Raw genomic sequence first — 24,886 nt, forward strand, 5'->3', positions numbered from 1 at the left:
TGTGGGAGCGGGCTTGCTCGCGAAGGCGCCATCAGCAACACCTCAAAAGGCCCTGCCATCCCCCGATGCCAGGGCCTTTTGCCGTCCAGGATTCAACTTGCACCCCGCCAGGCCGACAAACTGGCAATATCTAGCCTAAATGACTCGCAGAGATAACGGACATGTCCCTACGCACCCTGCTCACCCTGTTGCTCCTGGCCACCAGTTTCTCGGTGATGGCCGCCACCGAAGTCGTGCCCCTGAGCAACCGCACCAGCGCCGACCTGCTGCCGGTGGCGCAGAACTTTATCGGCAAGGACGGCACCGTCAGCGCCTACGGCAACCAACTGATCGTGAATGCCGAGCCCGACAAGATCCAGGGCCTGCGCGCCCTGCTCGCGCAACTGGATACGCCTTCCAAACGCCTGTTGATCACCGTCGACACCAACGAAAACAACCAGCAGAGCAACGGCAACAATCAAACACAGGTCATCACCTACAGCACCGAGAGCCGTGACGGCGGGATCCAGCAGATCCAGGCCAGCGAAGGCGTGCCCGCGCTGATCCAGATCGGCCAGAGCGTGCCCCTCACCACCACCCAGCCCGATGCCTACGGCCGCCCGCAGAACCAGACCCAGTATCGCAACGTAACCCAGGGCTTCTACGTGACGGCCAGCGTCACCGGCGAGACCGTTCACCTGAGCATCAGTACCAATCGTGACCGCATGAGCCAGGAACGTCCCGATGTAGTGAACGTGCAAAGTACCGACACAACTGTCAGCGGACGCCTGGGCGAGTGGATCACCCTGGCCGGGATCAACCGCCAGACCCAGGCCGACAAAAGCACTACAACCCGCAGCTACTCTACTCAAGGGCGCGATGACCTGACATTGCGGGTCAAAGTCGACACGCTGAACTGAAGCACCAAAAACTGACTGGCGAGTCGTATTAGACTAAAGATGTAGTGCTTGAAAAAAAGCACTACAAAACATTTGACGATCCAAAAAAGCATGGGCATGATGGCCTCGCTCCCGCTAATCAGGGGCCCTGGCAAGGGCCTTCGGATCGTCGCTCAAAGCCACCCACCTGAGCCGATTCGTGTCTGTACCGCCCACAAGGTGTGTTTGACGAGGTTGCGACTGGAACGAAGTTGTCCCGAGGGACGGAAGCTAACCAGGTAACCCGGCAACACACTGATGGATCGTACAAAGGCCCACGACGCCCGAAGACTGTTCGCAGTTCGCCCTTACCTGCTCAACTCCCCCTTGAGCCACTCGTTCATCCCGTCGCCTTCCCCGCCGAGCCTGACTTGACCGCCTAAGCTTCTGGTCAGCGAGCAGCCATAACCACGCACTGATACGTGGCTGGCAAATGGAATTTTCCACCTAGACCTATGCGACGAGGTTTTTCCCCATGGCACTGACACGCGAACAGCAAATTGCAGCCCTTGAAAAAGACTGGGCTGAAAACCCACGCTGGAAAGGCGTGACCCGCGCTTATTCCGCTGCTGACGTCGTCCGCCTGCGTGGCTCGGTTCAACCTGAGCACACCTTTGCAAAACTCGGCGCCGAGAAGCTGTGGAAGCTGGTCACCCAGGGTGCCAAGCCGTCCTTCCGTCCCGAAAAAGATTTCGTCAACTGCATGGGCGCCCTGACTGGCGGCCAAGCGGTTCAACAGGTCAAAGCCGGTATCCAGGCGATCTACCTGTCTGGCTGGCAAGTGGCAGCGGACAACAACTCCGCTGAATCCATGTACCCCGACCAATCGCTGTACCCGGTGGACTCCGTGCCAACCGTGGTCAAGCGCATCAACAACTCGTTCCGCCGTGCCGACCAGATCCAGTGGAAAGCCGGTAAAGGCCCGGGCGATGAAGGCTACATCGACTACTTCGCGCCGATCGTTGCAGACGCTGAAGCCGGTTTCGGTGGCGTACTGAACGCCTACGAGCTGATGAAGAGCATGATCGAGGCAGGCGCTGCCGGCGTTCACTTCGAAGACCAGCTGGCTTCGGTGAAGAAATGCGGCCACATGGGCGGCAAGGTACTGGTTCCAACCCAGGAAGCTGTTCAAAAGCTGACGGCTGCTCGTCTGGCTGCTGACGTTGCTGGCACTCCGACCATCATCCTGGCCCGTACCGATGCCAACGCGGCTGATTTGCTGACCTCGGATTGCGACCCGTACGACCAGCCGTTCGTGACTGGCGAACGTACCCAGGAAGGTTTCTATAAAGTGCGCGCCGGTCTCGACCAGGCGATCGCTCGTGGCCTGGCCTACGCGCCGTACGCCGACCTGATCTGGTGCGAAACTGCCAAGCCGGACCTGGACGAAGCTCGCCGCTTTGCCGAAGCCATCAAGAAGGAATACCCGGATCAACTGCTGTCCTACAACTGCTCGCCTTCCTTCAACTGGAAGAAGAACCTGGACGACGCGACCATCGCCAAGTTCCAGCGTGAACTGTCTGCCATGGGCTACAAGCACCAATTCATCACCCTGGCCGGCATTCACAACATGTGGCACAGCATGTTCAACCTGGCGCACGACTACGCCCGCAACGACATGACTGCCTACGTGAAGCTGCAGGAACAAGAGTTCGCTGATGCTGCCAAGGGTTACACCTTTGTGGCGCACCAGCAGGAAGTGGGCACCGGCTACTTCGACGACATGACCACCGTGATCCAGGGCGGCACCTCGTCCGTGACTGCGCTGACCGGTTCGACCGAAGAAGAGCAGTTCCACTAAGTACTGAGTACACGGCCACTGCGGCCCCACGGAAGACCTAACCGCAGTGCCGCACGATCTGACGCCCCGACTGGTTCGGGGCGTTTTTTTTGCACTGATGAAACCCTGCCTGACACAACACAGATCAAAATGTGGGAGCGGGCTTGCTCGCGAATGCGGTGTATCAGTCAACAGATTCATTGGCTGACCCACTGCATTCGCGAGCAAGCCCGCTCCCACAAGGGGAATGTGTGCATTCTGAAAATTTGTGCAAAACATTGATCTAGAGCGGTATCTGCATCAACCAGATCGGTTAAAAGATCTCCGTCAGCAACTAAGCGACAATCTAGCAAGTAACGGCAACTTCCCCCGCCACACGAGAAACATTCGCTTAAACCCCACGCAAACAATATTCATTATCATTTAGAGCATGAAAACTTCTTTACCGGTTAAACAAAACACAATTCGTGAAAAGCCCGCTAATGCCCGCAGCACAAGGGCTACAGCCCCAAGAAGGTGCACTATGTGCTTATTCCATCGAATAATTTCGCTATAGGAATTTTACTTGCCCGGTGTTTAGCCATAAAATCACCGCGATTGATTGCGCTGCGACATATCGTCACTGCATCGTTACTTTTTCGAGCTCAGAGACCTTTGCTCTCTGTTAAGGATTTCCAGCATGACCGAAGCGACAGGACTCATGGCCCACAACTGGGGCTTTGCCATTTTCCTCCTCGGTGTAGTCGGCCTTTGCGCCTTCATGCTCGGCGTCTCCAGCCTCCTCGGGTCAAAAGCCTGGGGCCGCAGCAAAAACGAACCGTTCGAGTCCGGCATGCTACCTACAGGTGGCGCCCGCTTGCGGCTCTCAGCCAAATTCTATCTGGTCGCGATGCTCTTCGTGATCTTCGACATCGAAGCCCTTTTTCTCTTTGCCTGGTCTGTGTCCGTCCGCGAAAGCGGCTGGACCGGATTCGTCGAAGCCCTCGTTTTCATAGCAATTCTGTTGGCAGGCCTTGTCTACCTATTTCGAGTGGGCGCCCTTGACTGGGCTCCGGAAGCTCGTCGCAAGCGGCAAGCGAAGCTGAAACAATGAGGCTTTGGCGATGCAATACAATCTCACCAGGATCGACCCGGATGCTCCTAACGAGCAGTACCCAATCGGCGAACGGGAAACCGTTTCCGACCCGTTAGAAGACCAAGTCCACAAAAACATCTACATGGGCAAGCTGGAAGACGTGCTGAGTGGCGCGGTCAACTGGGGACGTAAGAACTCCCTGTGGCCGTACAACTTCGGTCTGTCCTGCTGCTACGTGGAAATGACCACCGCCTTCACGGCGCCCCACGACATCGCGCGCTTTGGCGCCGAAGTTATCCGGGCATCGCCGCGTCAGGCGGATTTCATGGTTATCGCCGGTACCTGCTTTATCAAGATGGCGCCGATCATTCAGCGTCTCTACGAGCAAATGCTCGAGCCAAAGTGGGTTATCTCCATGGGTTCGTGCGCCAACTCCGGTGGCATGTACGACATCTACTCCGTGGTTCAGGGGGTGGACAAGTTCCTGCCCGTGGACGTCTACGTGCCTGGCTGCCCGCCCCGCCCTGAAGCATTTCTGCAAGGCTTGATGCTGTTGCAGGAATCGATTGGCAAGGAGCGTCGCCCACTTTCCTGGGTTGTCGGAGATCAAGGCGTATACCGCGCCGAGATGCCGTCACAAAAGGAACAGCGCCGCGAACAGCGTATTCAGGTAACCAACCTGCGCAGCCCCGACGAAGTCTGATCCAGAACCGCTTCTTTTATAGAACGAAAACCTGGCTTCATTCTTTACGTTGACCGAAAGCGATAAAAAACCATGACTACAGGCAGTGCTCTGTACATCCCGCCTTATAAGGCAGACGACCAGGATGTGGTCGTCGAACTCAACAACCGTTTTGGCCCTGACGCCTTCACCGCCCAGGCCACACGCACCGGCATGCCGGTGCTGTGGGTGGCGCGTGCCAGGCTCGTCGAAGTCCTGAGCTTCCTGCGCAACCTGCCCAAGCCGTACGTCATGCTCTATGACCTGCATGGCGTGGACGAGCGCCTGCGCACCAAGCGCCAGGGGCTGCCGAGCGGCGCCGACTTCACCGTGTTCTACCACTTGATGTCGCTTGAACGTAACAGCGACGTGATGATCAAGGTGGCCCTCTCCGAGAGCGACCTGAGCGTTCCGACCGTGACCGGTATCTGGCCCAACGCCAACTGGTACGAGCGTGAAGTGTGGGACATGTTCGGCATCGATTTCCCGGGCCACCCGCACCTGTCGCGCATCATGATGCCGCCGACCTGGGAAGGTCACCCGCTGCGCAAGGACTTCCCTGCCCGCGCCACCGAATTCGATCCATTCAGCCTGACCCTCGCCAAGCAACAGCTTGAAGAAGAGGCTGCGCGCTTCCGTCCGGAAGACTGGGGCATGAAGCGCTCCGGCACCAACGAGGACTACATGTTCCTCAACCTGGGCCCGAACCACCCTTCGGCTCACGGTGCCTTCCGCATCATCCTGCAACTGGACGGCGAAGAAATCGTCGACTGCGTACCGGACATCGGCTACCACCACCGTGGTGCCGAGAAGATGGCCGAGCGTCAGTCGTGGCACAGCTTCATCCCGTACACCGACCGTATCGACTACCTCGGCGGCGTGATGAACAACCTGCCGTACGTGCTCTCGGTCGAGAAGCTGGCCGGCATCAAGGTGCCGGACAAGGTCGACACCATCCGCATCATGATGGCCGAGTTCTTCCGGATCACCAGCCACCTGCTGTTCCTGGGTACCTATATCCAGGACGTCGGCGCCATGACCCCGGTGTTCTTCACCTTCACCGACCGTCAGCGTGCGTACAAGGTCATCGAAGCCATCACCGGTTTCCGCCTGCACCCGGCCTGGTACCGCATCGGCGGCGTCGCCCACGACCTGCCGCGTGGCTGGGAACGCCTGGTCAAGGAATTCATCGACTGGATGCCCAAGCGTCTGGACGAATACCAGAAAGCCGCCCTGGACAACAGCATCCTCAAGGGCCGGACCATCGGCGTCGCCCAGTACAACACCAAAGAGGCCCTGGAATGGGGCGTCACCGGTGCTGGCCTGCGTTCCACCGGTTGCGATTTCGACCTGCGTAAAGCACGCCCGTACTCCGGCTACCAGAACTTCGAATTCGAAGTGCCGCTGGCGGCCAACGGCGATGCCTACGACCGCTGCATCGTGCGCGTCGAAGAAATGCGCCAGAGCCTGAAGATCATCGAACAGTGCATGCGCAACATGCCGGAAGGCCCGTACAAGGCGGATCACCCGCTGACCACGCCGCCGCCGAAAGAGCGCACGCTGCAACACATCGAAACCCTGATCACGCACTTCCTGCAAGTTTCGTGGGGCCCGGTAATGCCGGCCAACGAGTCCTTCCAGATGATCGAAGCGACCAAGGGTATCAACAGTTATTACCTGACGAGCGATGGCGGCACCATGAGCTACCGCACCCGGATTCGTACGCCAAGCTTCCCGCACCTGCAGCAGATCCCTTCGGTGATCAAAGGTGAAATGGTCGCGGACTTGATTGCGTACCTGGGTAGTATCGATTTCGTTATGGCCGACGTGGACCGCTAAGCATGAATAGCACGCTTATCCAGACAGACCGTTTCACCTTGAGTGAAACCGAGCGCTCGGCCATCGAGCACGAGCTGCATCACTACGAAGACCCGCGCGCGGCTTCGATCGAAGCCTTGAAGATCGTCCAGAAGGAACGTGGCTGGGTGCCGGACGGCGCCCTCTACGCCATCGGCGAGATCCTCGGCATCCCCGCCAGCGACGTTGAAGGCGTGGCGACGTTCTACAGCCAGATCTTCCGCCAGCCGGTCGGCCGCCACATCATTCGCGTGTGCGACAGCATGGTCTGCTACATCGGTGGCCACGAGTCCGTGGTCAGCGAGATCCAGAGCAAGCTGGGCATCGGCCTGGGCCAAACCACTCCGGACGGGCGCTTCACGCTGCTGCCGGTGTGCTGCCTGGGCAACTGTGACAAGGCGCCGGCGTTGATGATCGACGACGACACATTCGGCGACGTGCAGCCTGCTGGCGTCACCCAATTGCTCGAGGGCTACCCATGACCCTGACTTCCTTCGGTCCTGCCAACCGCATCAAGCGGTCGGCCGAGACTCACCCGCTGACCTGGCGCCTGCGTGACGACGGCGAGCCTGTATGGCTTGACGAGTACCAGGCCAAGAACGGTTACGCGGCCGCGCGCAAAGCCTTTGCCGACATGGCCCAGGACGACATCGTCCAGACCGTGAAAGACGCAGGCCTTAAGGGCCGCGGCGGTGCAGGCTTCCCCACGGGTGTCAAGTGGGGCCTGATGCCGAAAGACGAATCCATCAACATCCGCTACCTGCTGTGCAACGCGGATGAAATGGAGCCGAACACCTGGAAAGACCGCATGCTGATGGAGCAACTGCCCCATCTGCTGATCGAAGGCATGCTGATCAGTGCCCGCGCGCTGAAAACCTACCGTGGCTACATCTTCCTGCGTGGCGAATACACCACCGCCGCCAAGCACCTGAACCGTGCCGTGGAAGAAGCCAAGGCCGCTGGCCTCTTGGGCAAGAACATCCTTGGTTCGGGTTTCGACTTCGAACTGTTCGTGCACACCGGCGCCGGGCGTTATATCTGCGGTGAAGAAACCGCACTGATCAACTCCCTCGAAGGCCGCCGCGCCAACCCGCGTTCCAAGCCGCCCTTCCCTGCCGCCGTGGGCGTGTGGGGCAAGCCGACCTGCGTGAACAACGTTGAAACCCTGTGCAACGTGCCGGCAATCATCGGCGACGGCGTGGAGTGGTACAAATCGTTGGCCCGCGAAGGCAGCGAAGACATGGGCACCAAGCTCATGGGCTTCTCCGGCAAGGTCAAGAACCCGGGCCTGTGGGAACTGCCTTTCGGCGTGACCGCACGCGAGCTGTTCGAGGACTACGCCGGCGGCATGCGCGATGGCTACACCCTCAAGGCCTGGCAGCCAGGCGGCGCCGGTACCGGCTTCCTGTTGCCAGAACACCTGGACGCTCAAATGTACGCCGGCGGCATCGGCAAGGTGGGCACCCGTATGGGTACCGGCCTGGCCATGGCCGTGGACAACACCGTGAACATGGTGTCGTTGCTGCGCAACATGGAGCAGTTCTTCTCCCGCGAATCCTGTGGCTTCTGCACCCCGTGCCGCGACGGTTTGCCATGGAGCGTCAAGCTGCTGATGGCCCTGGAAAACGGCGAAGGCCGCGAGGGCGACATCGAGACCCTGCTGGGTCTGGTCGGTTTCCTCGGCCCAGGCAAGACCTTCTGTGCTCACGCACCGGGCGCCGTGGAGCCATTGGGCAGCGCGATCAAATACTTCCGCTCGGAGTTCGAAGCCGGCATCGCGCCTACCAGCGCCGCCGTCCCGCCTCTGGCAAGGCCGATCGTAGTCGGCGCGTAACGCTTAAAAAGGCGAAGGGTCCGTGCCCTTCGCTTTCTCATGTGCTGACGCCTTCAAGGCTGTGTTGATGCACATGAATAACAAGATTCCATTAGCCACGCCCGCTGACACCGGGCCAACGAAGAACTTTGAACCATGGCCACTATCCACGTAGACGGCAAAGAGCTCGAAGTCGATGGGGCAGACAACCTGTTACAGGCGTGTCTGTCGCTAGGCCTCGACATTCCATATTTCTGCTGGCACCCCGCCCTTGGCAGCGTTGGCGCTTGCCGCCAGTGCGCGGTCAAGCAGTACACCGACGAGAACGACACCCGTGGTCGTATCGTGATGTCCTGCATGACCCCTGCCACCGACGGCAGCTGGATCTCCATCGAAGACGAAGAAGCGAAAGTGTTTCGCGCCAGCGTCGTCGAATGGCTGATGACCAACCACCCGCACGACTGCCCTGTGTGTGAGGAAGGCGGCCACTGCCACCTGCAAGACATGACCGTGATGACCGGCCACAACGAGCGCCGGTATCGCTTCACCAAGCGTACTCACCAGAACCAGCAACTGGGCCCGTTCATCTCCCACGAGATGAACCGCTGCATCGCTTGCTACCGCTGCGTGCGCTTCTATAAGGACTACGCCGGCGGTACCGACCTCGGTGTGTTTGGCGCCCACGACAACGTGTACTTCGGTCGCGTTGAAGACGGCACCCTCGAAAGTGAATTCTCCGGCAACCTCACCGAGGTCTGCCCGACCGGTGTGTTCACCGACAAGACTCACTCCGAGCGCTACAACCGCAAGTGGGACATGCAGTTCTCGCCGAGCATCTGCCATGGCTGCTCCAGCGGTTGCAACATCTCCCCGGGCGAACGCTACGGCGAACTGCGTCGGATCGAAAACCGCTTCAACGGTTCGGTCAACCAGTACTTCCTGTGCGACCGTGGCCGTTTCGGCTACGGCTACGTCAACCGCGAAGACCGCCCGCGTCAGCCACTGCTGGCCGACGGCGCCAAGCTGAGCCTCGACGAAGCACTGGATAAAGCCGCTGACCTGCTGCGCGGTCGCAACATCGTCGGTATCGGTTCGCCCCGCGCCAGCCTCGAAAGCAACTACGCGTTGCGCGAACTGGTGGGTGCCGAGCACTTCTACTCGGGTATCGAAGCCGGTGAACTGGAGCGCATCCGCCTGGTGCTGCAAGTCTTGAACGACAGCCCGCTGCCGGTTCCGAACATGCGCGACATCGAAGACCATGACGCGATCTTCGTCCTCGGTGAAGACCTGACCCAGACCGCTGCCCGTGTCGCCCTGTCCCTGCGCCAGTCGGTAAAAGGCAAGGCCGAAGACATGGCCGACGCCATGCGCGTCCAGCCATGGCTCGACGCTGCGGTGAAAAACATCGGCCAGCACGCGCTGAACCCGCTGTTTATCGCCAGCCTGACCGCCACCAAGCTCGACGACATCGCAGAAGAATGCGTACACGCCGCGCCTGACGACCTGGCCCGCATCGGTTTCGCCGTGGCCCACGCCCTCGACGCCAGCGCGCCTGCCGTAGAAGGCCTGGACGCTGAAGCCGCTGAACTGGCCAAGCGCATCGCCGACGCCCTGCTGGCCGCCAAGCGTCCATTGATCATCGCCGGCACCTCGCTGGGTTCCAAGGCGCTGATCGAAGCCGCGGCCAACATCGCCAAAGCCTTGAAGCTGCGCGAGAAGAACGGTTCCATCAGCCTGATCGTGCCAGAGGCCAACAGCCTCGGCCTGGCCATGCTCGGTGGCGAGTCCCTGGACGCCGCCCTGCAAGCCGTGACCGACGGCAGCGCCGATGCGATCGTGGTACTGGAAAACGACCTGTACACCCGCACTGATTCGGCCAAGGTCGACGCAGCGCTGAACGCGGCCAAAGTGGTGATCGTTGCCGACCACCAGAAAACCGCCACCAGCGACCGTGCCCACCTGGTACTGCCCGCCGCCAGCTTTGCTGAAGGCGACGGTACCCTGGTCAGCCAGGAAGGCCGCGCCCAGCGCTTCTTCCAGGTGTTCGATCCGAAGTACATGGACGCCAGCATCCTGGTTCACGAAGGCTGGCGCTGGCTGCATGCCCTGCGCGCCACCCTGCTGAACCAGCCGATCGACTGGACCCAGCTCGACCACGTGACCGCTGCCGCCGCTGCCGCTGCACCGCAACTGGCACGCATCGTCGACGCTGCACCGTCCGCCGCGTTCCGCATCAAGGGCATGAAACTCGCCCGTGAACCGTTGCGTTACTCCGGTCGTACCGCCATGCGGGCTGACATCAGCGTGCATGAGCCACGTACACCGCAAGACAACGACACCGCGTTTGCCTTCTCCATGGAAGGTTACTCGGGTTCGGTCGAGCCACGTCAGCAGGTGCCTTTCGCCTGGTCGCCGGGCTGGAACTCGCCGCAGGCCTGGAACAAGTTCCAGGACGAAGTCGGTGGCCACATTCGTGCCGGCGACCCGGGCACCCGCCTGATCGAAAGCACCGGTGACTCGCTGAACTGGTTCGCCAGCGTTCCGCGTCCGTTCAACCCGGCCCAGGGTACCTGGCAGGTTGTGCCGTTCTTCCACCTGTTCGGCAGCGAAGAGACTTCTTCCAAAGCCGCGCCGGTACAAGAGCGCATTCCAGCCGCCTACGTGTCCGTAGCCAAGTCCGAAGCCGACCGCCTGGGCGTCAACGACGGTGCCCTGCTCAGCGTGAACGTCGCCGGCAAGACCCTGCGTCTGCCGCTGCGCATCGACGAAGAGTTGGGTGCTGGCCTGGTTGCATTGCCAAAAGGCCTCGCGGGGATTCCTCCGGCGATCTTCGGCCTTACCGTTGACGGTCTGCAGGAGGCAGCTCAATGACCTGGTTCACCCCTGAAGTGATCGACGTGATCATCGCGGTGGTCAAGGCCATCGTGATCCTGTTGGCCGTGGTCGTGGCGGGCGCCCTGCTCAGCTTCGTCGAACGTCGCCTGCTGGGCTGGTGGCAGGACCGTTACGGTCCGAACCGCGTTGGCCCGTTTGGTATGTTCCAGATCGCCGCCGACATGCTGAAAATGTTCTTCAAGGAAGACTGGACCCCGCCGTTTGCCGACAAGGTGATCTTCACCCTGGCACCGGTCGTGGCCATGAGCGCCTTGCTGATTGCCTTCGCAATCATCCCGATCACCCCGACCTGGGGCGTGGCGGACCTGAACATCGGCTTGCTGTTCTTCTTCGCCATGGCCGGCCTGTCGGTCTACGCGGTGTTGTTCGCCGGTTGGTCGAGCAACAACAAGTTCGCCCTGCTGGGCAGCTTGCGGGCCTCGGCCCAGACCGTCTCCTACGAAGTGTTCATGGGCCTCGCGCTGATGGGCATCGTGGTGCAGGTGGGCTCGTTCAACATGCGCGACATCGTCGAGTACCAGGCGCAGAACCTGTGGTTCATCATTCCGCAGTTCTTCGGCTTCTGTACGTTCTTCATCGCTGGCGTCGCCGTGACTCACCGTCACCCGTTCGACCAGCCGGAAGCGGAACAGGAACTGGCCGACGGTTACCACATTGAATACGCCGGCATGAAATGGGGCATGTTCTTCGTTGGTGAATACATCGGCATCATCTTGATCTCGGCCCTGCTGGTCACGCTGTTCTTCGGCGGCTGGCACGGTCCGTTCGGCATCCTGCCGCAGCTGGCGTTCTTCTGGTTCTTCCTGAAGACCGCGTTCTTCATCATGCTGTTCATCCTGCTGCGCGCTTCCATCCCGCGTCCACGGTATGACCAGGTGATGGATTTCAGCTGGCGATTCTGCCTGCCGCTGACCCTGATCAATTTGCTGGTGACTGCTGCCGTTGTGTTGTTGAACACGCCAGCGGGCGCGGTTCAGTGAGGATTTGACCCATGTTCAAATATATTGGCGACATCGTTAAGGGTACCGGTACCCAGTTGCGAAGCCTGGTGATGGTGTTCGGTCACGGCTTTCGCAAACGCGACACCCTGCAATACCCGGAAGAAGCGGTGTACCTGCCGCCGCGTTATCGCGGCCGCATTGTCCTGACCCGCGACCCCGACGGCGAAGAGCGCTGCGTGGCCTGCAACCTGTGCGCCGTGGCGTGCCCGGTGGGTTGCATCTCGCTGCAGAAAGCTGAAACCGAAGACGGTCGCTGGTACCCGGACTTCTTCCGCATCAACTTCTCGCGCTGCATTTTCTGCGGCCTCTGCGAGGAAGCTTGCCCGACCACCGCGATCCAGCTGACACCGGATTTCGAGATGGCCGAGTTCAAACGTCAGGACCTGGTGTACGAGAAAGAAGATCTGCTGATCTCTGGTCCCGGTAAAAACCCTGATTACAACTTCTATCGTGTTGCAGGTATGGCCGTTGCCGGTAAGCCGAAAGGCGCCGCACAAAACGAAGCCGAGCCGATCAACGTGAAGAGCTTGCTGCCTTAAGGAAGAAAGATGGAATTCGCTTTCTATTTCGCATCGGGTATTGCAGTGGTGTCCACGCTTCGCGTGATCACCAACACTAACCCCGTGCACGCCCTGCTCTACCTGATCATTTCGCTGATCGCCGTGGCCATGACCTTCTTCAGCCTCGGCGCACCGTTCGCCGGTGTGCTGGAAGTGATCGCCTACGCCGGCGCCATCATGGTGCTGTTCGTGTTTGTGGTGATGATGCTCAACCTGGGGCCGGCGTCTGTCGCCCAGGAACGCGTCTGGCTCAAGCCCGGCATCTGGCTCGGCCCGGTGATCCTGGCAGCCCTGCTGCTGGCTGAACTGCTGTATGTGCTGTTCGCTCACCAGAGCGGCCAGGCCATCGGCCACACCACCGTAGACGCGAAAGCCGTGGGCATCAGCCTGTTCGGCCCGTACCTGCTGGTGGTCGAACTGGCTTCGATGCTGCTGCTCGCTGCAGCCATCACCGCCTTCCACTTGGGCCGCAACGAAGCCAAGGAGCAATGACGATGCCTGCTATCCCTTTGGAGCATGGTCTGGCGGTCGCCGGCATCCTGTTCTGCCTTGGCCTGGTCGGCCTGATGGTTCGCCGCAACATTCTGTTCGTGTTGATGAGCCTGGAAATCATGATGAACGCCGCGGCACTCGCGTTCATCGTGGCCGGTAGCCGTTGGGGCCAGCCGGATGGACAAGTGATGTTCATCCTGGTGATCAGCCTGGCAGCCGCCGAGGCCAGTATTGGCCTGGCGATCCTGCTGCAACTGTATCGTCGCTTCCACACGCTTGATATCGACGCTGCCAGTGAGATGCGCGGATGAACATGATCTTTCTGACTTTCGTATTTCCCCTGATCGGTTTCCTGCTGCTGTCGTTCTCCCGTGGACGCTGGTCGGAAAACCTCTCGGCCCTGGTCGGTGTGGGTTCCATTGGCCTGTCGGCGATTGTCGCCGCCTACGTCATCTGGCAATTCAACGTCGCACCGCCTGAAGGCGGTCACTACACCCTGGTGTTGTGGCAGTGGATGTCGGTGGAGGGCTTCAAGCCCAACTTCGCCCTCTACGTCGACGGCTTGTCGATCACCATGCTCGGCGTGGTGGTGGGTGTGGGCTTCCTGATCCACCTGTTCGCGTCCTGGTACATGCGCGGTGAAGCCGGTTACTCGCGCTTCTTCGCCTACACCAACCTGTTTATCGCCAGCATGCTGTTCCTGGTGCTGGGCGATAACCTGTTGTTCCTGTACTTCGGCTGGGAAGGCGTGGGCCTGTGCTCGTACCTGTTGATCGGTTTCTACTACAGCAACCGCAACAACGGTAACGCCGCACTCAAAGCCTTTATCGTGACCCGGATCGGTGACGTGTTCATGGCCATCGGCCTGTTCATCCTGTTCCAACAGGTGGGCACGCTGAACATCCAGGAACTGCTGGTGCTGGCACCGCAGAAATTCCAGGTCGGCGACTTCTGGATCACCCTGGCGACCCTGATGCTGCTGGGTGGCGCTGTCGGTAAATCCGCACAACTGCCGCTGCAAACCTGGCTGGCGGATGCGATGGCCGGCCCTACCCCGGTTTCGGCACTGATCCACGCCGCGACCATGGTAACCGCCGGTGTCTACCTGATTGCCCGTACCCACGGCCTGTTCACCCTGGCGCCGGAGATTCTGCACCTCGTGGGCCTGGTGGGTGGCGTGACCCTGGTACTGGCAGGTTTTGCTGCCCTGGTTCAAACCGACATCAAGCGTATCCTCGCCTACTCGACCATGAGCCAGATCGGCTACATGTTCCTGGCCCTGGGCGTTGGCGCCTGGGACGGCGCGATCTTCCACCTGATGACCCACGCCTTCTTCAAGGCCCTGCTGTTCCTTGCTTCCGGTGCGGTGATCGTTGCCTGCCACCACGAGCAGAACATCTTCAAGATGGGCGGCCTGTGGAAGAAACTGCCGTTGGCCTACGCCAGCTTCATCGTCGGCGGCGCGGCCTTGTCGGCCCTGCCACTGGTGACCGCAGGTTTCTACTCGAAAGACGAAATCCTCTGGGAAGCCTTTGCCAGCGGTAACCACGGCCTGCTGTACGCCGGCCTGGTAGGTGCGTTCATGACCTCGCTGTACACCTTCCGCCTGATCTTCATCACGTTCCACGGTGAAGCCAAGACTGAAGCCCACGCAGGCCATGGCATTTCCCACTGGCTGCCACTGTCGGTGCTGATCATCCTGTCGACCTTCGTCGGCGCCATGATCACCCCGCCACTGGCCGGTGTTTTGCCGGAAAGCGCCGGCCATGCCGGTGGTGCAGCCAAGCACAGCCTGGAAATCGCCTCGGGCGCCATCGCCATCGCGGGTATCCTGCTGGCGGCCCTGCTGTTCCTCGGCAAGCGCCGCTTCGTCACCGCCATCGCCAACAGTGGCATTGGCCGCTTCCTTTCGGCCTGGTGGTTCGCTGCCTGGGGCTTCGACTGGATCTACGACAAACTGTTCGTCAAGCCGTACCTTGCGATCAGCCACGTACTGCGCAAAGACCCGCTCGACCAGACCATCGGTTTGATCCCGCGTGCCGCCAAGGCCGGTCACACCGCCCTGAGCCGCAGCGAGACCGGCCAATTGCGCTGGTATGCAGCTTCCATGGCGGCCGGTGCCGTCCTGGTAATCGGCGCCATCATCGTGGTCGCGGTCTGACTATGCACATTGCGAACTTTGCGAACTTGCGAAAGGAAACGAGCCCGTCATGATTCTGCCCTGGCTAATCCTGATCCCCTTTATCGGCGGCCTGCTCTGCTGGATGGGTGAACGCTTCGGCGCCACCCTCCCCCGCTGGATTGCGTTGCTGACCATGTCCCTGGAACTCGCGCTCGGCCTCTGGCTGTGGGCCCACGGTGACTATTCATTTGCTCCGGCACCGGGTGTCGATCCCACCTTCGCGCTTGAATTCAAGCACGTGTGGATCCAGCGCTTCGGCATCAACGTGCACCTGGCCCTCGACGGCCTGTCGCTGTTGATGATCCTGCTGACCGGCCTGCTGGGTATCCTCTCGGTACTCTGCTCCTGGAAAGAGATCCAGCGTCACGTGGGCTTCTTCCACCTGAACCTGATGTGGATCCTGGGCGGCGTTGTCGGCGTGTTCCTCGCCCTCGACCTGTTCATGTTCTTCTTCTTCTGGGAAATGATGCTGGTGCCGATGTACTTCCTCATCGCGCTCTGGGGTCACAGTTCTTCGGACGGCAAGAAAACCCGGATCTACGCGGCGACCAAGTTCTTCATCTTCACCCAGGCTTCCGGCCTGATCATGTTGGTGGCGATCCTGGGCCTGGTACTGGTCAACTTCAACAGCACGGGCGTGATCACGTTCAACTACGCCGACCTGTTGAAAACCAAGATGTCCCTGACCACCGAGTACATCCTGATGCTGGGCTTCTTCATCGCGTTCGCGGTGAAGCTGCCGGTGGTGCCATTCCACTCCTGGTTGCCTGACGCTCACGCACAGGCGCCGACTGCAGGTTCCGTAGACCTGGCCGGTATCCTGTTGAAGACGGCGGCCTACGGCCTGCTGCGTTTCGCCCTGCCGCTGTTCCCGAATGCCTCGGCCGAGTTCGCGCCGATCGCCATGACCCTCGGTCTGATCGGGATCTTCTACGGTGCGTTCCTGGCCTTCGCCCAAACCGACATCAAGCGTCTGATTGCCTTCTCGTCCGTTTCCCACATGGGCTTCGTACTGATCGGCATCTACTCCGGCAGCCAACTGGCGCTGCAAGGCGCAGTGATCCAGATGCTGGCTCACGGTGTGTCGGCTGCGGCACTGTTTATCCTCAGCGGCCAACTGTACGAGCGCCTGCACACTCGTGACATGCGTGAGATGGGTGGCGTGTGGTCACGTATCGCCTACCTGCCGGCCATCAGCCTGTTCTTCGCCGCCGCATCCCTGGGCTTGCCGGGTACCGGCAACTTCATCGGCGAGTTCCTGATCCTGATGGGTGCCTTCGTGCATACGCCGTGGGTCAGTGCGATCGCTACGTCTGGCCTGGTGTTCGGTTCGGTCTACTCGCTGATCATGATCCACCGCGCATACTTCGGTCCGGCCAAGTCCGACACCGTGTTGCACGGCATGGACGGTCGCGAACTGATCATGGTGCTCGGCCTTGCGGTACTGCTGGTGTTTATCGGCGTGTACCCGCAACCGTTCCTGGATACTTCTGCCGCAACGATGCATGGCGTGCAGCAGTGGTTCGGCACCGCCTTCTCTCAACTCGCTTCGGCCCGGTAAGAGCGCTATGGAATTCACGATCCAACACTTTATCGCGCTTGCGCCGCTGCTGATCACCAGCCTCACCATCGTGGTGGTGATGCTGGCGATCGCCTGGCGCCGCAATCACTCGCAAACGTTCCTGCTGTCCTGTGCGGGCTTGAACCTGGCCCTGCTGTCGATTATCCCGGCACTCAAGGTCGCGCCACTGGCCGTGACCCCGCTGATGATGGTCGATGACTTCGCGCTGCTGTATATCGCGCTGATCCTGGTTGCTACCCTGGCCTGCGTCACGCTTGCCCACGCCTACCTCGGCGAAGGCGGCACCGGCTACCCGGGCAACCGCGAAGAGCTGTACCTGCTGATCCTGCTGGCTGCGGCCGGTGGTATCGTGCTGGTCAGCGCGCAGCACCTGGCCGGCTTGTTCATCGGCCTGGAACTGCTGTCGATCCCGGTCTACGGCCTGGTAGCGTATGCCTTCTTCAACAAGCGCTCCCTGGAAGCCGGCATCAAGTACATGGTGCTGTCGGCTGCCGGTTCGGCATTCCTGTTGTTCGGTATGGCCCTGCTCTACGCAGAAGCCGGCAGCCTGAGCTTCAGCGGTATCGGTCACGCCCTGGCAGCCTCCGGCAGCCCAGCGCCAATCGCCCAACTGGGCCTGGCCATGATGCTGATCGGCCTGGCGTTCAAGCTGTCGCTGGTGCCGTTCCACCTGTGGACCCCGGACGTGTACGAAGGCGCCCCGGCGCCGGTGGCTGCTTTCCTGGCTACCGCGTCGAAAGTCGCCGTGTTTGCCGTGATGGTGCGTCTGTTCCAGATCTCCCCTGCGGCCAACACCGGTGTACTCAGCAACGTGCTGACCATCATCGCCATCGCTTCGATCCTGTTCGGCAACCTGCTGGCGCTGACCCAGAACAACCTCAAGCGTCTGCTGGGTTATTCGTCCATCGCGCACTTCGGTTACCTGCTGATCGCCCTGGTGGCGAGCAAGGGCCTGGCGATGGAAGCCATCGGCGTGTACCTGGTCACCTACGTGATCACAAGCCTGGGTGCATTCGGTGTGATCACGCTGATGTCCTCGCCTTACAAAGGCCGCGACGCCGACGCCCTGTACGAATACCGCGGGCTGTTCTGGCGCCGTCCGTACCTGACCGCCGTACTGACCGTGATGATGCTGTCCCTGGCGGGTATCCCGCTGACTGCGGGCTTCATCGGCAAGTTCTACATCGTGGCCACCGGTGTTGAAGCGCACGAATGGTGGTTGGTTGCTTCCCTGGTACTGGGCAGCGCCATCGGCGTTTTCTACTACCTGCGCGTGATGGTGACCTTGTACCTGATCGAGCCAAACCTGCGCCGTGTGGACGCCGAGTTGCACTGGGAACAGAAAGCAGGCGGCGTGATGCTGCTGGCAATCGCCCTGCTGGCGTTCTTCCTGGGTGTGTACCCACAACCGTTGCTCACCCTGGTGCAGCATGCGGTGATGGCGGGTTGATCGCTTAGTTAAACGCAGCAAGCAAAACGGCGCCTTCGGGCGCCGTTTTGCGTTTCTGGCGTATTAATTTGTTGTCTGACACACAAAGGGAATTTTCCTCGTCGAGATGCCTCCCCTTCCGGCATCACCCTGCCTGGGTCGCTCGTATCGTGGTTGCGTTTTAGGAAACATCCCACAGCAGGGTCACTTGACCCACCGCAGATGGGCCACCAAACTATACGCAGGCTACGTACAGAACATGGATGCTCTATTTATCGAATTGCCGGCCTTTGAGCGGCACCGCAGGGATTATCTGAGTGATGAGTTATTTCACGGCTTTCAACAAGAGTTGATGAGAAACCCGCAAGCGGGCAACGTGATAGAGGGAACCGGCGGGTTACGCAAGGTGCGCTTTGTCGACGAGCGACGCAACAAGGGCAAACGGGGTGGCCTGCGAGTCATCTATTACTGGTGGTCGGGCGGTACGCAGTTCTGGCTGTTCACCCTTTATGGCAAACACGAACAGGACGACCTGAGCGCTCAACACAAAACGGCGCTCAAACACCTGCTGGACAGGGAAATCAAAGCGAGAAAATCTTATGAAACGTGACATCTTTTCCGAACTGGTCGAAGGCTTCGACGCGCTGGCAGATGAACGAGAAGGCAAGGTAACGCTGCGCAGCCACAAGGTGCAGTTGAGCAAGCTGGCACCGCTCACTGCCGACGAAGTAGTCGCTGTGCGTCAACAACTCAATCTGTCGCGCTCGGTGTTTGCGATGTACCTGCGCACCAACACCCGGACCCTGGAAAATTGGGAGCAAGGCCGGGCCACACCCAATGCTCAGGCGGCAACCTTGATTCGGCTGGTGTCGAAGTTTCCGGAGACGGTGGAACGTTTGGCGCTGTTGACCTGATCGATCAATCCAGCCAAGCCCGTCGGCAACGGGACGTTGCCGATGGCTCAAGCCTGCAATCAAATCCTGAACTGCCCCACCAACTGACCCAACCGCTGCCCCAGGTCCGCCAGGCTGCGAGAGGTCTCGGCACCCTGTTGGGTTTCATCGGCCACGCTGTCAACCGCCACCGCGATCTGATGCACGCTGCGGTTGATCTCTTCGGCCACGGCGGTTTGTTCTTCCGCCGCGCTGGCGATCTGCGCGTTCATCGAGTTGATGGTGCCGATCAGTTGCGCCATGGTGTCCAGGGACGCTCCGGCTTCGTTGGCCTGGGCGGACGTGCCGTCGCCGGCATCGCTGGAGCGGCGCATGGATTCCACGGCGGCCTCGGTGCCTTTTTGCAGGCGGTCGATCATGCCCTGGATTTCCTGGGTGCTTTGCTGGGTGCGGCTGGCCAGCGCCCGTACTTCGTCGGCGACCACGGCAAACCCACGGCCTGCCTCCCCTGCCCGCGCGGCTTCAATGGCGGCGTTGAGGGCGAGCAAGTTGGTCTGCTCGGCAATCGAGCGGATCACGCCAAGCACGCTGACAATCGACGACACATCCTGCTGCAAGCTGTCCAGGGACACGCCGCTGCTGCGGATGTCGTTCACCAGCGCGTGAATCTGCGCGATGCTGCCATCCACGACTTTTTTCGCGGCCTGGCCTTCGGCGTCGGTTTGCTGCGCAGCGACGGCTGCGCCTTGGGCACTGCGCGCCACTTCATGGGCCGCGGAGGACATTTCGTTGATCGCGGTAGCCACCTGGTCGGTCTCGTGACGCTGGCGCTCCATGGCCTTTTCCGAGCGGTTGGCTTGCTCGGCGACCTGGCTCACCAGGCCGGTAAGCTGGGAGGTCATCTCGGTGATCTGGCGTACCAGGCTGTGGATCTTGTCGACAAAGCGGTTGAAAGAGCCTGCCAGTTCGCCAAGCTCGTCCTGGCTGGTGATGGCCAGGCGGCGGGTCAGGTCACCCTCACCGGCGGCGATGTCGTCGAGGTTGATCTTCATCAGGTGCAACGGCCGCAGGATGGTATTGGCCACCAGCATGCCCACGGCGGCAATCACCAACAGCACCACCACGGCAATGCCGATGATGCTCAGCACCACGCCTTCCATGCGTTTCTCCACCTTGGCCTGAACCTCGGCAACCTGGGCGTCGATGCCATCCAGGTTCACCGAGGTACCGATCACCATGTCCCACTTGGGCAAGTATTCGGTGTAGCCAAGCTTGGGCACCAGCTCGGTCTGGCCGGGCTGCGTCGAGCTGTATTGCAGGTAGTGGGTGCCGTCCTTGCCGACTTTCACCAGGTCGCGGTTGACGTAGACGCCGTTCGGGTCGCGGTTGTCCTTGAAGCTTTTGCCGACGCCGTCCGGGCTGTTGCCCTTGAACAGGCGAATGGTCTCGGAGTCGTAGCCGAAGAAATAACCGTCCTTGCCATAGCTGATGTTGGACAGCAGCTTGACCACTTGCGCCCGTGCGGCCGTATCGCCTTGGGTGGCAGCGTCGTACAGCGGCTTGATGGTGGTCATCGCCACCTCGACGTAGCCGCGCAAGGTGGTCTTGGCGTCGTTGAGCAGGTTCTGACGGGTTTCTTCGACCTCGTTGCGGGCCTGCTCCCGAAGGATCCACACCGTGGTCAGGCTGATGATCACGGCAAACAACAACACGGGCAGGACAGCAAGGGACAGTACTTTGGCCTTTAGACTCAGACGCATGGCTCTTCTCTCTTGAGGGACAACTCAAGAGGTTAACGGCTAGTTACAATAAATCTGTAGGACAATCCCGTCAGAGCGTCATCGCGGCAAACCAGCCAAACGCCAGCAGCGGAATGTTGTAGTGCAGGAAGGTCGGCACCACGGTGTCCCAGATATGGTGGTGCTGGCCATCGATGTTCAAACCGGAAGTCGGGCCCAGGGTGGAGTCCGACGCAGGCGAGCCGGCATCACCCAATGCCCCGGCCGTGCCGACGATGCACACGATCGCCAGCGGGCTGAAGCCCAGCTGCACGCACAGCGGCACAAAGATCGCCGCCAGGATCGGCACCGTGGAAAACGACGAGCCGATGCCCATGGTCACCAGCAAGCCCACCAGCAGCATCAGCAGCGCGCCCACACCGCGGCTATGGCCGATAAACGCCGCGGAGGCTTGCACGAGTGTCTGCACTTCACCGGTGGCCTTGAGCACTTCGGCAAAGCCTGACGAGGCGATCATGATGAAGCCGATCATCGCCATCATCTTCATGCCTTCGGTGAACAGGTCATCGGTGTCGCGCCAGCGCACGATGCCCGACACCGAAAAGATCAGGAACCCGGCCAGGGCGCCAATGATCATCGAGTCCAGCCACAGCTGGATAATGAACGCCGCCGCAATCGCCAGGCCGGCCACCAGCAGGGTCAGCGGGTTGTAGTGCACCGCCACCTGCTCGACTCGCTCGATCTTCTCCAGGTCGTACACACGCTTCTTGCGGTAGCTGACAAACACCGCCACCAGCAAACCGACCACCATGCCCAGCGCTGGGAGGCCCATGGCATGGGTGACATTGACCTGGCTGATGTCGACACCGCTCTTGGCCACGTTGGCCAGCAGGATCTGATTCAGGAAGATGTTGCCGAAGCCCACCGGCAGAAACATGTAGGGCGTGATCAGGCCGAAGGTCATGACGCAGGCGATGAGACGGCGGTCCAGCTGCAGTTTGGTCAGCACGTATAAAAGCGGCGGTACCAGCAGCGGGATAAACGCGATGTGGATCGGCAGGATGTTCTGCGAGGCGATGGCCACCACCCAGAGCAGACCGATCAGCAGCCATTTGACGTGACTGCCGCCCGTGGCTTCCTGGCGATCCACCAGCAGCAGGGCTTTATCGGCCAGCGCATGAGCCAGGCCGGATTTGGCAATCGCCACGGCGAACGCGCCGAGCAGCGCGTAGGACAACGCCACCGTCGCACCGCCACCCAGGCCGCTGTTGAACGCCTTGAGCGTCGCGTCGATACCCAGGCCGCCGGTCAGGCCACCCACCAGGGCGCCGACAATGATCGCGATCACCACATGCACGCGGGACAAGCTGAGCACCAGCATGGTGCCGACCGCGGCGATTACTGCATTAATCATCGTTACCTCAAGACAGAAAACATGAAAACAGCACGCACCTGCCCGGGCTGCTGTCGGGAACGGCTGCCGCAAACCAGGTTTTAAGGGAGTTTTATTAGAGGGCGCGCACTTTGCAGCACCCGGCCTGCCTTGTCAAAAAAGTGGGGAGAAGGTTTGTCAGTGGTTAGGGGATTTGTCTGTGGCGAGGGGGCTTGTCCCCCGTTGGAGTGCGCAGCGCTCCCGCTTTTCTTGGGGCCGCTAAGCAGCCCAACGGGGGACAAGCCCCCTCGCCACACAAACAGCTTTAAATTGATCGTTTGAATAAAGAAAATTTCCGAGCGGCCGATACAGGCAGATCGTCTCTGTCGTATCGAAAGGTTAAGGAAGGCTCCATGTCGCTCAGACAGCTGTCCATTCAATGGAAAATTACCCTGCTGGCCGGTCTTTGCCTGCTGGGCATCGTGACCTTGCTGGTAGGTCTCTCGCTGTACCGCATGGCGCAGAGCTCCGACCTGGTCAAGGCTTCCAGTATGGAAATGCTCGACGAAGCCGCCCAGGCGCGCATCGAAGCCCAGGGTGAGGTCCAGGCCTTGGGCATTCGCCAGCAGTTCATGGACGCCTATCAATACGGCCACGGTTTTTCCCGGCAGGTGTTGTTCCTGCGCGAACAGGCCGAGAAACGCTTCCTGGATGCCTTCGACCTGCGCGAAGACCTGACCCGCCAGGTCAAGGCTGCGCTGCAGGCCAACCCTGACCTGCTGGGCCTGTCCCTGGTATTCGAGGCCAACGCACTGGATGGCAAGGACGAACTGTTCGCCAACCAGCAAGAGCTGGGCAGCAACGACAAGGGCCGCTTTGCGCTGTACTGGTCCCAGCCGACTGCGGGCAAGCTGACTTCAATGTCGCTGCCCGAAAGCGACATGTCCGACACCAGCGTCGGACCCAGCGGCGAAAAAGCCAACGCCTGGTTCACCTGCCCGCGCACCACACTCAAGCCCTGCGTGATCGAGCCGTACTTCTATGTGATCGATGGGCAAAAGGTGCTGATGACCAGCATCGTCTTCCCGCTGATGGTCAACGGCAAAGTCATCGCCTCGCTGTCGGTGGACATCAACCTCAACAGCCTGCAAGCCGTCAGCCAGGGCGCCAGCCAGAAACTCTACGACGGCCAGACCAGCGTCAGCATCATCAGCCCGGTGGGCCTGCTGGCCGGCTACAGTCCGGACGCCGGCAAACTCAGCCAGCGCCTGGATGCCGTCGACACCGCCAACGGCGCGCAATTGATCAGTTCGCTTTCCACCAGCACCCAGACCCGCAGCGTGCGCACCGACCACCAACTCAAGGTGCTCGCGCCGTTCCAGCCGATCCCCGATGGCAAGCCGTGGGGCGTGTTGCTGGATGTTCCGGAAAAAGTCCTGGTGGCTCCGGCTGAAGCCCTGAAGTCCAAACTGGACGCCGATAACGCCAAGGGCACCCTGCTGGAACTGAGCCTGGGCCTGCTGGCAGCAATCGTCGGCCTGTTGCTGGTGTGGCTGATGGCCCGCAGCGTGACCCGGCCGATCCTCGGCGTGGCACGCATGCTGGAAGACATTGCCAGTGGCGAAGGTGACCTGACCCGCCGCCTGGCCTACGACAAACACGACGAACTCGGCGAATTGGCCGGCTGGTTCAACCGCTTCCTCGACAAGCTGCAGCCGATCATTGCCCAGGTCAAACGCTCAGTGCAGGACGCCCGTGGCACCGCCGACCAGTCGGCCGCCATCGCCACTGAAACCAGTGCCGGCATGGAGCAGCAATACCGTCAGGTCGACCAGGTGGCCACCGCCTCCCACGAGATGAGCGCCACCGCCCAGGACGTCGCCCGCAGTGCCGCGCAAGCCGCCCAGGCTGCCCGCGATGCCGATCAGGCGACGCGTGAAGGTTTGACCGTGATCGACCGCACCACCACCAGCATCGGCCACCTGGCGGCGGATATGAGCACCGCGATGACCCAGGTTGAAGGACTGGCGGCCAACAGCGAGAAGATCGGTTCGGTACTGGAAGTGATCCGTGCGATCGCCGAGCAGACCAACCTGCTGGCACTGAACGCCGCCATCGAAGCTGCCCGTGCGGGTGAAGCCGGTCGCGGTTTTGCGGTGGTCGCCGATGAAGTGCGCAACCTGGCCCGACGTACCCAGGAGTCGGTAGAAGAAACCCGCCTGGTGATCGAGCAATTGCAAAGCGGTACCCAGGAGGTGGTCGGTTCCATGAGCAACAGCCATCGCCAGGCCCAGGGCAGCGTCGAACAAGTGGGCCAGGCCGTGACCGCCTTGCGCCAGATCGGCGATGCGGTAACGGTAATCAGCGACATGAACCTGCAGATCGCCAGCGCCGCCGAAGAGCAAAGTGCGGTGGCCGAGGAGATCAACAACAACGTGGCGACGATTCGGGATGTGACGGAGTCGTTGTCCGAACAGGCGAATGAATCGGCGCGGGTCAGCCAGGCGTTGAACAGCCTGGCGAATCAGCAGCAGGGCCTGATGGATCAGTTCAGGGTTTGATGAGTTGCGGGATACTC

General features: G+C 60.8%; 20 protein-coding genes and 2 pseudogenes. 19 read left to right on the plus strand and 3 right to left on the minus strand.

Annotation, left to right across the window (positions count from 1 at the left end; translation table 11 throughout):
- The first annotated feature begins 161 nt into the window (after window positions 1-161).
- The 17 genes from HX801_RS29355 to HX801_RS29435 all read left to right on the plus strand — a co-directional run bounded on the left by HX801_RS29355 (window position 162) and on the right by HX801_RS29435 (window position 19,218).
- On the plus strand, window positions 162-899 hold the full coding sequence (locus tag HX801_RS29355; protein ID WP_177023236.1) for a secretin N-terminal domain-containing protein: 738 nt from the start codon (window positions 162-164) through the stop codon (window positions 897-899).
- Between the two features lie 493 nt (window positions 900-1,392).
- The gene (aceA, locus tag HX801_RS29360; RefSeq protein WP_003219577.1) at window positions 1,393-2,718 is read left to right on the plus strand and encodes an isocitrate lyase; all 1,326 of its coding nucleotides are present in this window, start codon (window positions 1,393-1,395) and stop codon (window positions 2,716-2,718) included.
- A gap of 658 nt (window positions 2,719-3,376) precedes the next feature.
- Window positions 3,377-3,790, plus strand: coding sequence for an NADH-quinone oxidoreductase subunit A (locus HX801_RS29365; RefSeq protein ID WP_003219575.1), 414 nt, complete (start codon window positions 3,377-3,379; stop codon window positions 3,788-3,790).
- Window positions 3,791-3,800: 10 nt separating this feature from the next.
- Complete coding sequence (locus tag HX801_RS29370; protein WP_003219572.1) at window positions 3,801-4,475, plus strand: NADH-quinone oxidoreductase subunit B family protein; 675 nt, start codon at window positions 3,801-3,803, stop codon at window positions 4,473-4,475.
- Between the two features lie 72 nt (window positions 4,476-4,547).
- Window positions 4,548-6,332: an NADH-quinone oxidoreductase subunit C/D gene (nuoC, locus tag HX801_RS29375; protein WP_003219570.1), complete on the plus strand. Its 1,785-nt coding sequence runs from the start codon at window positions 4,548-4,550 to the stop codon at window positions 6,330-6,332.
- A gap of 2 nt (window positions 6,333-6,334) precedes the next feature.
- Window positions 6,335-6,832, plus strand: a complete 498-nt coding sequence (gene nuoE / locus HX801_RS29380; protein WP_003219568.1) for an NADH-quinone oxidoreductase subunit NuoE — start codon at window positions 6,335-6,337, stop codon at window positions 6,830-6,832.
- A complete protein-coding gene (nuoF, locus tag HX801_RS29385) occupies window positions 6,829-8,184 on the plus strand; it encodes an NADH-quinone oxidoreductase subunit NuoF (RefSeq protein WP_003219566.1) in 1,356 nt (451 codons plus the stop codon). The genes nuoE and nuoF overlap by 4 nt, the downstream gene beginning before the upstream one ends.
- Before the next feature lie 135 nt (window positions 8,185-8,319).
- The gene (gene nuoG / locus HX801_RS29390; protein WP_102369437.1) at window positions 8,320-11,034 is read left to right on the plus strand and encodes an NADH-quinone oxidoreductase subunit NuoG; all 2,715 of its coding nucleotides are present in this window, start codon (window positions 8,320-8,322) and stop codon (window positions 11,032-11,034) included.
- On the plus strand, window positions 11,031-12,038 hold the full coding sequence (gene nuoH / locus HX801_RS29395; protein WP_003219563.1) for an NADH-quinone oxidoreductase subunit NuoH: 1,008 nt from the start codon (window positions 11,031-11,033) through the stop codon (window positions 12,036-12,038). Before nuoG ends, nuoH begins: the two co-directional genes overlap by 4 nt.
- Window positions 12,039-12,049: 11 nt before the next feature.
- Window positions 12,050-12,598, plus strand: a complete 549-nt coding sequence (nuoI, locus tag HX801_RS29400; protein ID WP_003174725.1) for an NADH-quinone oxidoreductase subunit NuoI — start codon at window positions 12,050-12,052, stop codon at window positions 12,596-12,598.
- A 9-nt stretch (window positions 12,599-12,607) separates the two neighbouring features.
- A complete protein-coding gene (gene nuoJ / locus HX801_RS29405; RefSeq protein WP_017476146.1) occupies window positions 12,608-13,111 on the plus strand; it encodes an NADH-quinone oxidoreductase subunit J in 504 nt (167 codons plus the stop codon).
- A 2-nt stretch (window positions 13,112-13,113) separates the two neighbouring features.
- A complete protein-coding gene (gene nuoK / locus HX801_RS29410; protein ID WP_003219560.1) occupies window positions 13,114-13,422 on the plus strand; it encodes an NADH-quinone oxidoreductase subunit NuoK in 309 nt (102 codons plus the stop codon).
- On the plus strand, window positions 13,419-15,272 hold the full coding sequence (gene nuoL / locus HX801_RS29415; protein WP_003219559.1) for an NADH-quinone oxidoreductase subunit L: 1,854 nt from the start codon (window positions 13,419-13,421) through the stop codon (window positions 15,270-15,272). The genes nuoK and nuoL overlap by 4 nt, the downstream gene beginning before the upstream one ends.
- 49 nt (window positions 15,273-15,321) lie before the next feature.
- Window positions 15,322-16,854 (plus strand): NADH-quinone oxidoreductase subunit M, encoded by a 1,533-nt coding sequence (gene nuoM / locus HX801_RS29420; protein WP_003219558.1) that lies wholly within the window; start codon window positions 15,322-15,324, stop codon window positions 16,852-16,854.
- Window positions 16,855-16,861: 7 nt separating this feature from the next.
- A complete protein-coding gene (nuoN, locus tag HX801_RS29425) occupies window positions 16,862-18,325 on the plus strand; it encodes an NADH-quinone oxidoreductase subunit NuoN (RefSeq protein WP_003219557.1) in 1,464 nt (487 codons plus the stop codon).
- Between the two features lie 238 nt (window positions 18,326-18,563).
- The gene (locus HX801_RS29430; RefSeq protein ID WP_032899042.1) at window positions 18,564-18,914 is read left to right on the plus strand and encodes a toxin; all 351 of its coding nucleotides are present in this window, start codon (window positions 18,564-18,566) and stop codon (window positions 18,912-18,914) included.
- Window positions 18,904-19,218, plus strand: coding sequence for a DNA-binding transcriptional regulator (locus tag HX801_RS29435; RefSeq protein WP_003219555.1), 315 nt, complete (start codon window positions 18,904-18,906; stop codon window positions 19,216-19,218). The genes HX801_RS29430 and HX801_RS29435 overlap by 11 nt, the downstream gene beginning before the upstream one ends.
- 59 nt (window positions 19,219-19,277) lie before the next feature.
- Here HX801_RS29435 and HX801_RS32350 read toward each other — a convergent pair whose 3' ends face one another.
- The 3 genes and pseudogenes from HX801_RS32350 to HX801_RS29445 all read right to left on the minus strand — a co-directional run bounded on the left by HX801_RS32350 (window position 19,278) and on the right by HX801_RS29445 (window position 22,347).
- Window positions 19,278-20,099 (minus strand): methyl-accepting chemotaxis protein, encoded by an 822-nt coding sequence (locus tag HX801_RS32350; protein WP_371316601.1) that lies wholly within the window; start codon window positions 20,097-20,099, stop codon window positions 19,278-19,280.
- Window positions 20,100-20,135: 36 nt separating this feature from the next.
- Window positions 20,136-20,957 (minus strand): annotated as a pseudogene (locus tag HX801_RS32355) (cache domain-containing protein); the annotation flags it as partial.
- A 70-nt stretch (window positions 20,958-21,027) separates the two neighbouring features.
- On the minus strand, window positions 21,028-22,347 hold the full coding sequence (locus HX801_RS29445) for a Na+/H+ antiporter family protein (protein ID WP_161635727.1): 1,320 nt from the start codon (window positions 22,345-22,347) through the stop codon (window positions 21,028-21,030).
- Window positions 22,348-23,864: 1,517 nt separating this feature from the next.
- On the opposite strand from HX801_RS29445, the pseudogene HX801_RS32360 reads away from it, so the two are divergent.
- Together HX801_RS32360 and HX801_RS32365 are read left to right on the plus strand one after the other, a co-directional pair.
- Window positions 23,865-24,011 (plus strand): annotated as a pseudogene (locus HX801_RS32360) (HAMP domain-containing protein); the annotation flags it as partial.
- 102 nt (window positions 24,012-24,113) lie between these two features.
- Window positions 24,114-24,869: a methyl-accepting chemotaxis protein gene (locus tag HX801_RS32365; RefSeq protein WP_371132963.1), complete on the plus strand. Its 756-nt coding sequence runs from the start codon at window positions 24,114-24,116 to the stop codon at window positions 24,867-24,869.
- The last annotated feature ends 17 nt before the right edge of the window (window positions 24,870-24,886 follow it).

The organism is Pseudomonas sp. G1002, from assembly GCF_013385455.1.
In the GTDB taxonomy this organism is placed as follows: Bacteria; Pseudomonadota; Gammaproteobacteria; order Pseudomonadales; family Pseudomonadaceae; genus Aquipseudomonas.

Excerpts from the sequence above, each read along its gene's own strand:
- HX801_RS29355 (WP_177023236.1), top strand. The coding sequence starts at position 162 with ATGTCCCTACGCACCCTGCTCACCCTGTTGCTCCTGGCCACCAGTTTC.
- aceA (WP_003219577.1), top strand. The coding sequence starts at position 1,393 with ATGGCACTGACACGCGAACAGCAAATTGCAGCCCTTGAAAAAGACTGG.
- HX801_RS29365 (WP_003219575.1), top strand. The coding sequence starts at position 3,377 with ATGACCGAAGCGACAGGACTCATGGCCCACAACTGGGGCTTTGCCATT.
- HX801_RS29370 (WP_003219572.1), top strand. The coding sequence starts at position 3,801 with ATGCAATACAATCTCACCAGGATCGACCCGGATGCTCCTAACGAGCAG.
- nuoC (WP_003219570.1), top strand. The coding sequence starts at position 4,548 with ATGACTACAGGCAGTGCTCTGTACATCCCGCCTTATAAGGCAGACGAC.
- nuoE (WP_003219568.1), top strand. The coding sequence starts at position 6,335 with ATGAATAGCACGCTTATCCAGACAGACCGTTTCACCTTGAGTGAAACC.
- nuoF (WP_003219566.1), top strand. The coding sequence starts at position 6,829 with ATGACCCTGACTTCCTTCGGTCCTGCCAACCGCATCAAGCGGTCGGCC.
- nuoG (WP_102369437.1), top strand. The coding sequence starts at position 8,320 with ATGGCCACTATCCACGTAGACGGCAAAGAGCTCGAAGTCGATGGGGCA.
- nuoH (WP_003219563.1), top strand. The coding sequence starts at position 11,031 with ATGACCTGGTTCACCCCTGAAGTGATCGACGTGATCATCGCGGTGGTC.
- nuoI (WP_003174725.1), top strand. The coding sequence starts at position 12,050 with ATGTTCAAATATATTGGCGACATCGTTAAGGGTACCGGTACCCAGTTG.
- nuoJ (WP_017476146.1), top strand. The coding sequence starts at position 12,608 with ATGGAATTCGCTTTCTATTTCGCATCGGGTATTGCAGTGGTGTCCACG.
- nuoK (WP_003219560.1), top strand. The coding sequence starts at position 13,114 with ATGCCTGCTATCCCTTTGGAGCATGGTCTGGCGGTCGCCGGCATCCTG.
- nuoL (WP_003219559.1), top strand. The coding sequence starts at position 13,419 with ATGAACATGATCTTTCTGACTTTCGTATTTCCCCTGATCGGTTTCCTG.
- nuoM (WP_003219558.1), top strand. The coding sequence starts at position 15,322 with ATGATTCTGCCCTGGCTAATCCTGATCCCCTTTATCGGCGGCCTGCTC.
- nuoN (WP_003219557.1), top strand. The coding sequence starts at position 16,862 with ATGGAATTCACGATCCAACACTTTATCGCGCTTGCGCCGCTGCTGATC.
- HX801_RS29430 (WP_032899042.1), top strand. The coding sequence starts at position 18,564 with ATGGATGCTCTATTTATCGAATTGCCGGCCTTTGAGCGGCACCGCAGG.
- HX801_RS29435 (WP_003219555.1), top strand. The coding sequence starts at position 18,904 with ATGAAACGTGACATCTTTTCCGAACTGGTCGAAGGCTTCGACGCGCTG.
- HX801_RS32350 (WP_371316601.1), bottom strand. The coding sequence starts at position 20,099 with ATGACCTCCCAGCTTACCGGCCTGGTGAGCCAGGTCGCCGAGCAAGCC.
- HX801_RS32365 (WP_371132963.1), top strand. The coding sequence starts at position 24,114 with ATGGAGCAGCAATACCGTCAGGTCGACCAGGTGGCCACCGCCTCCCAC.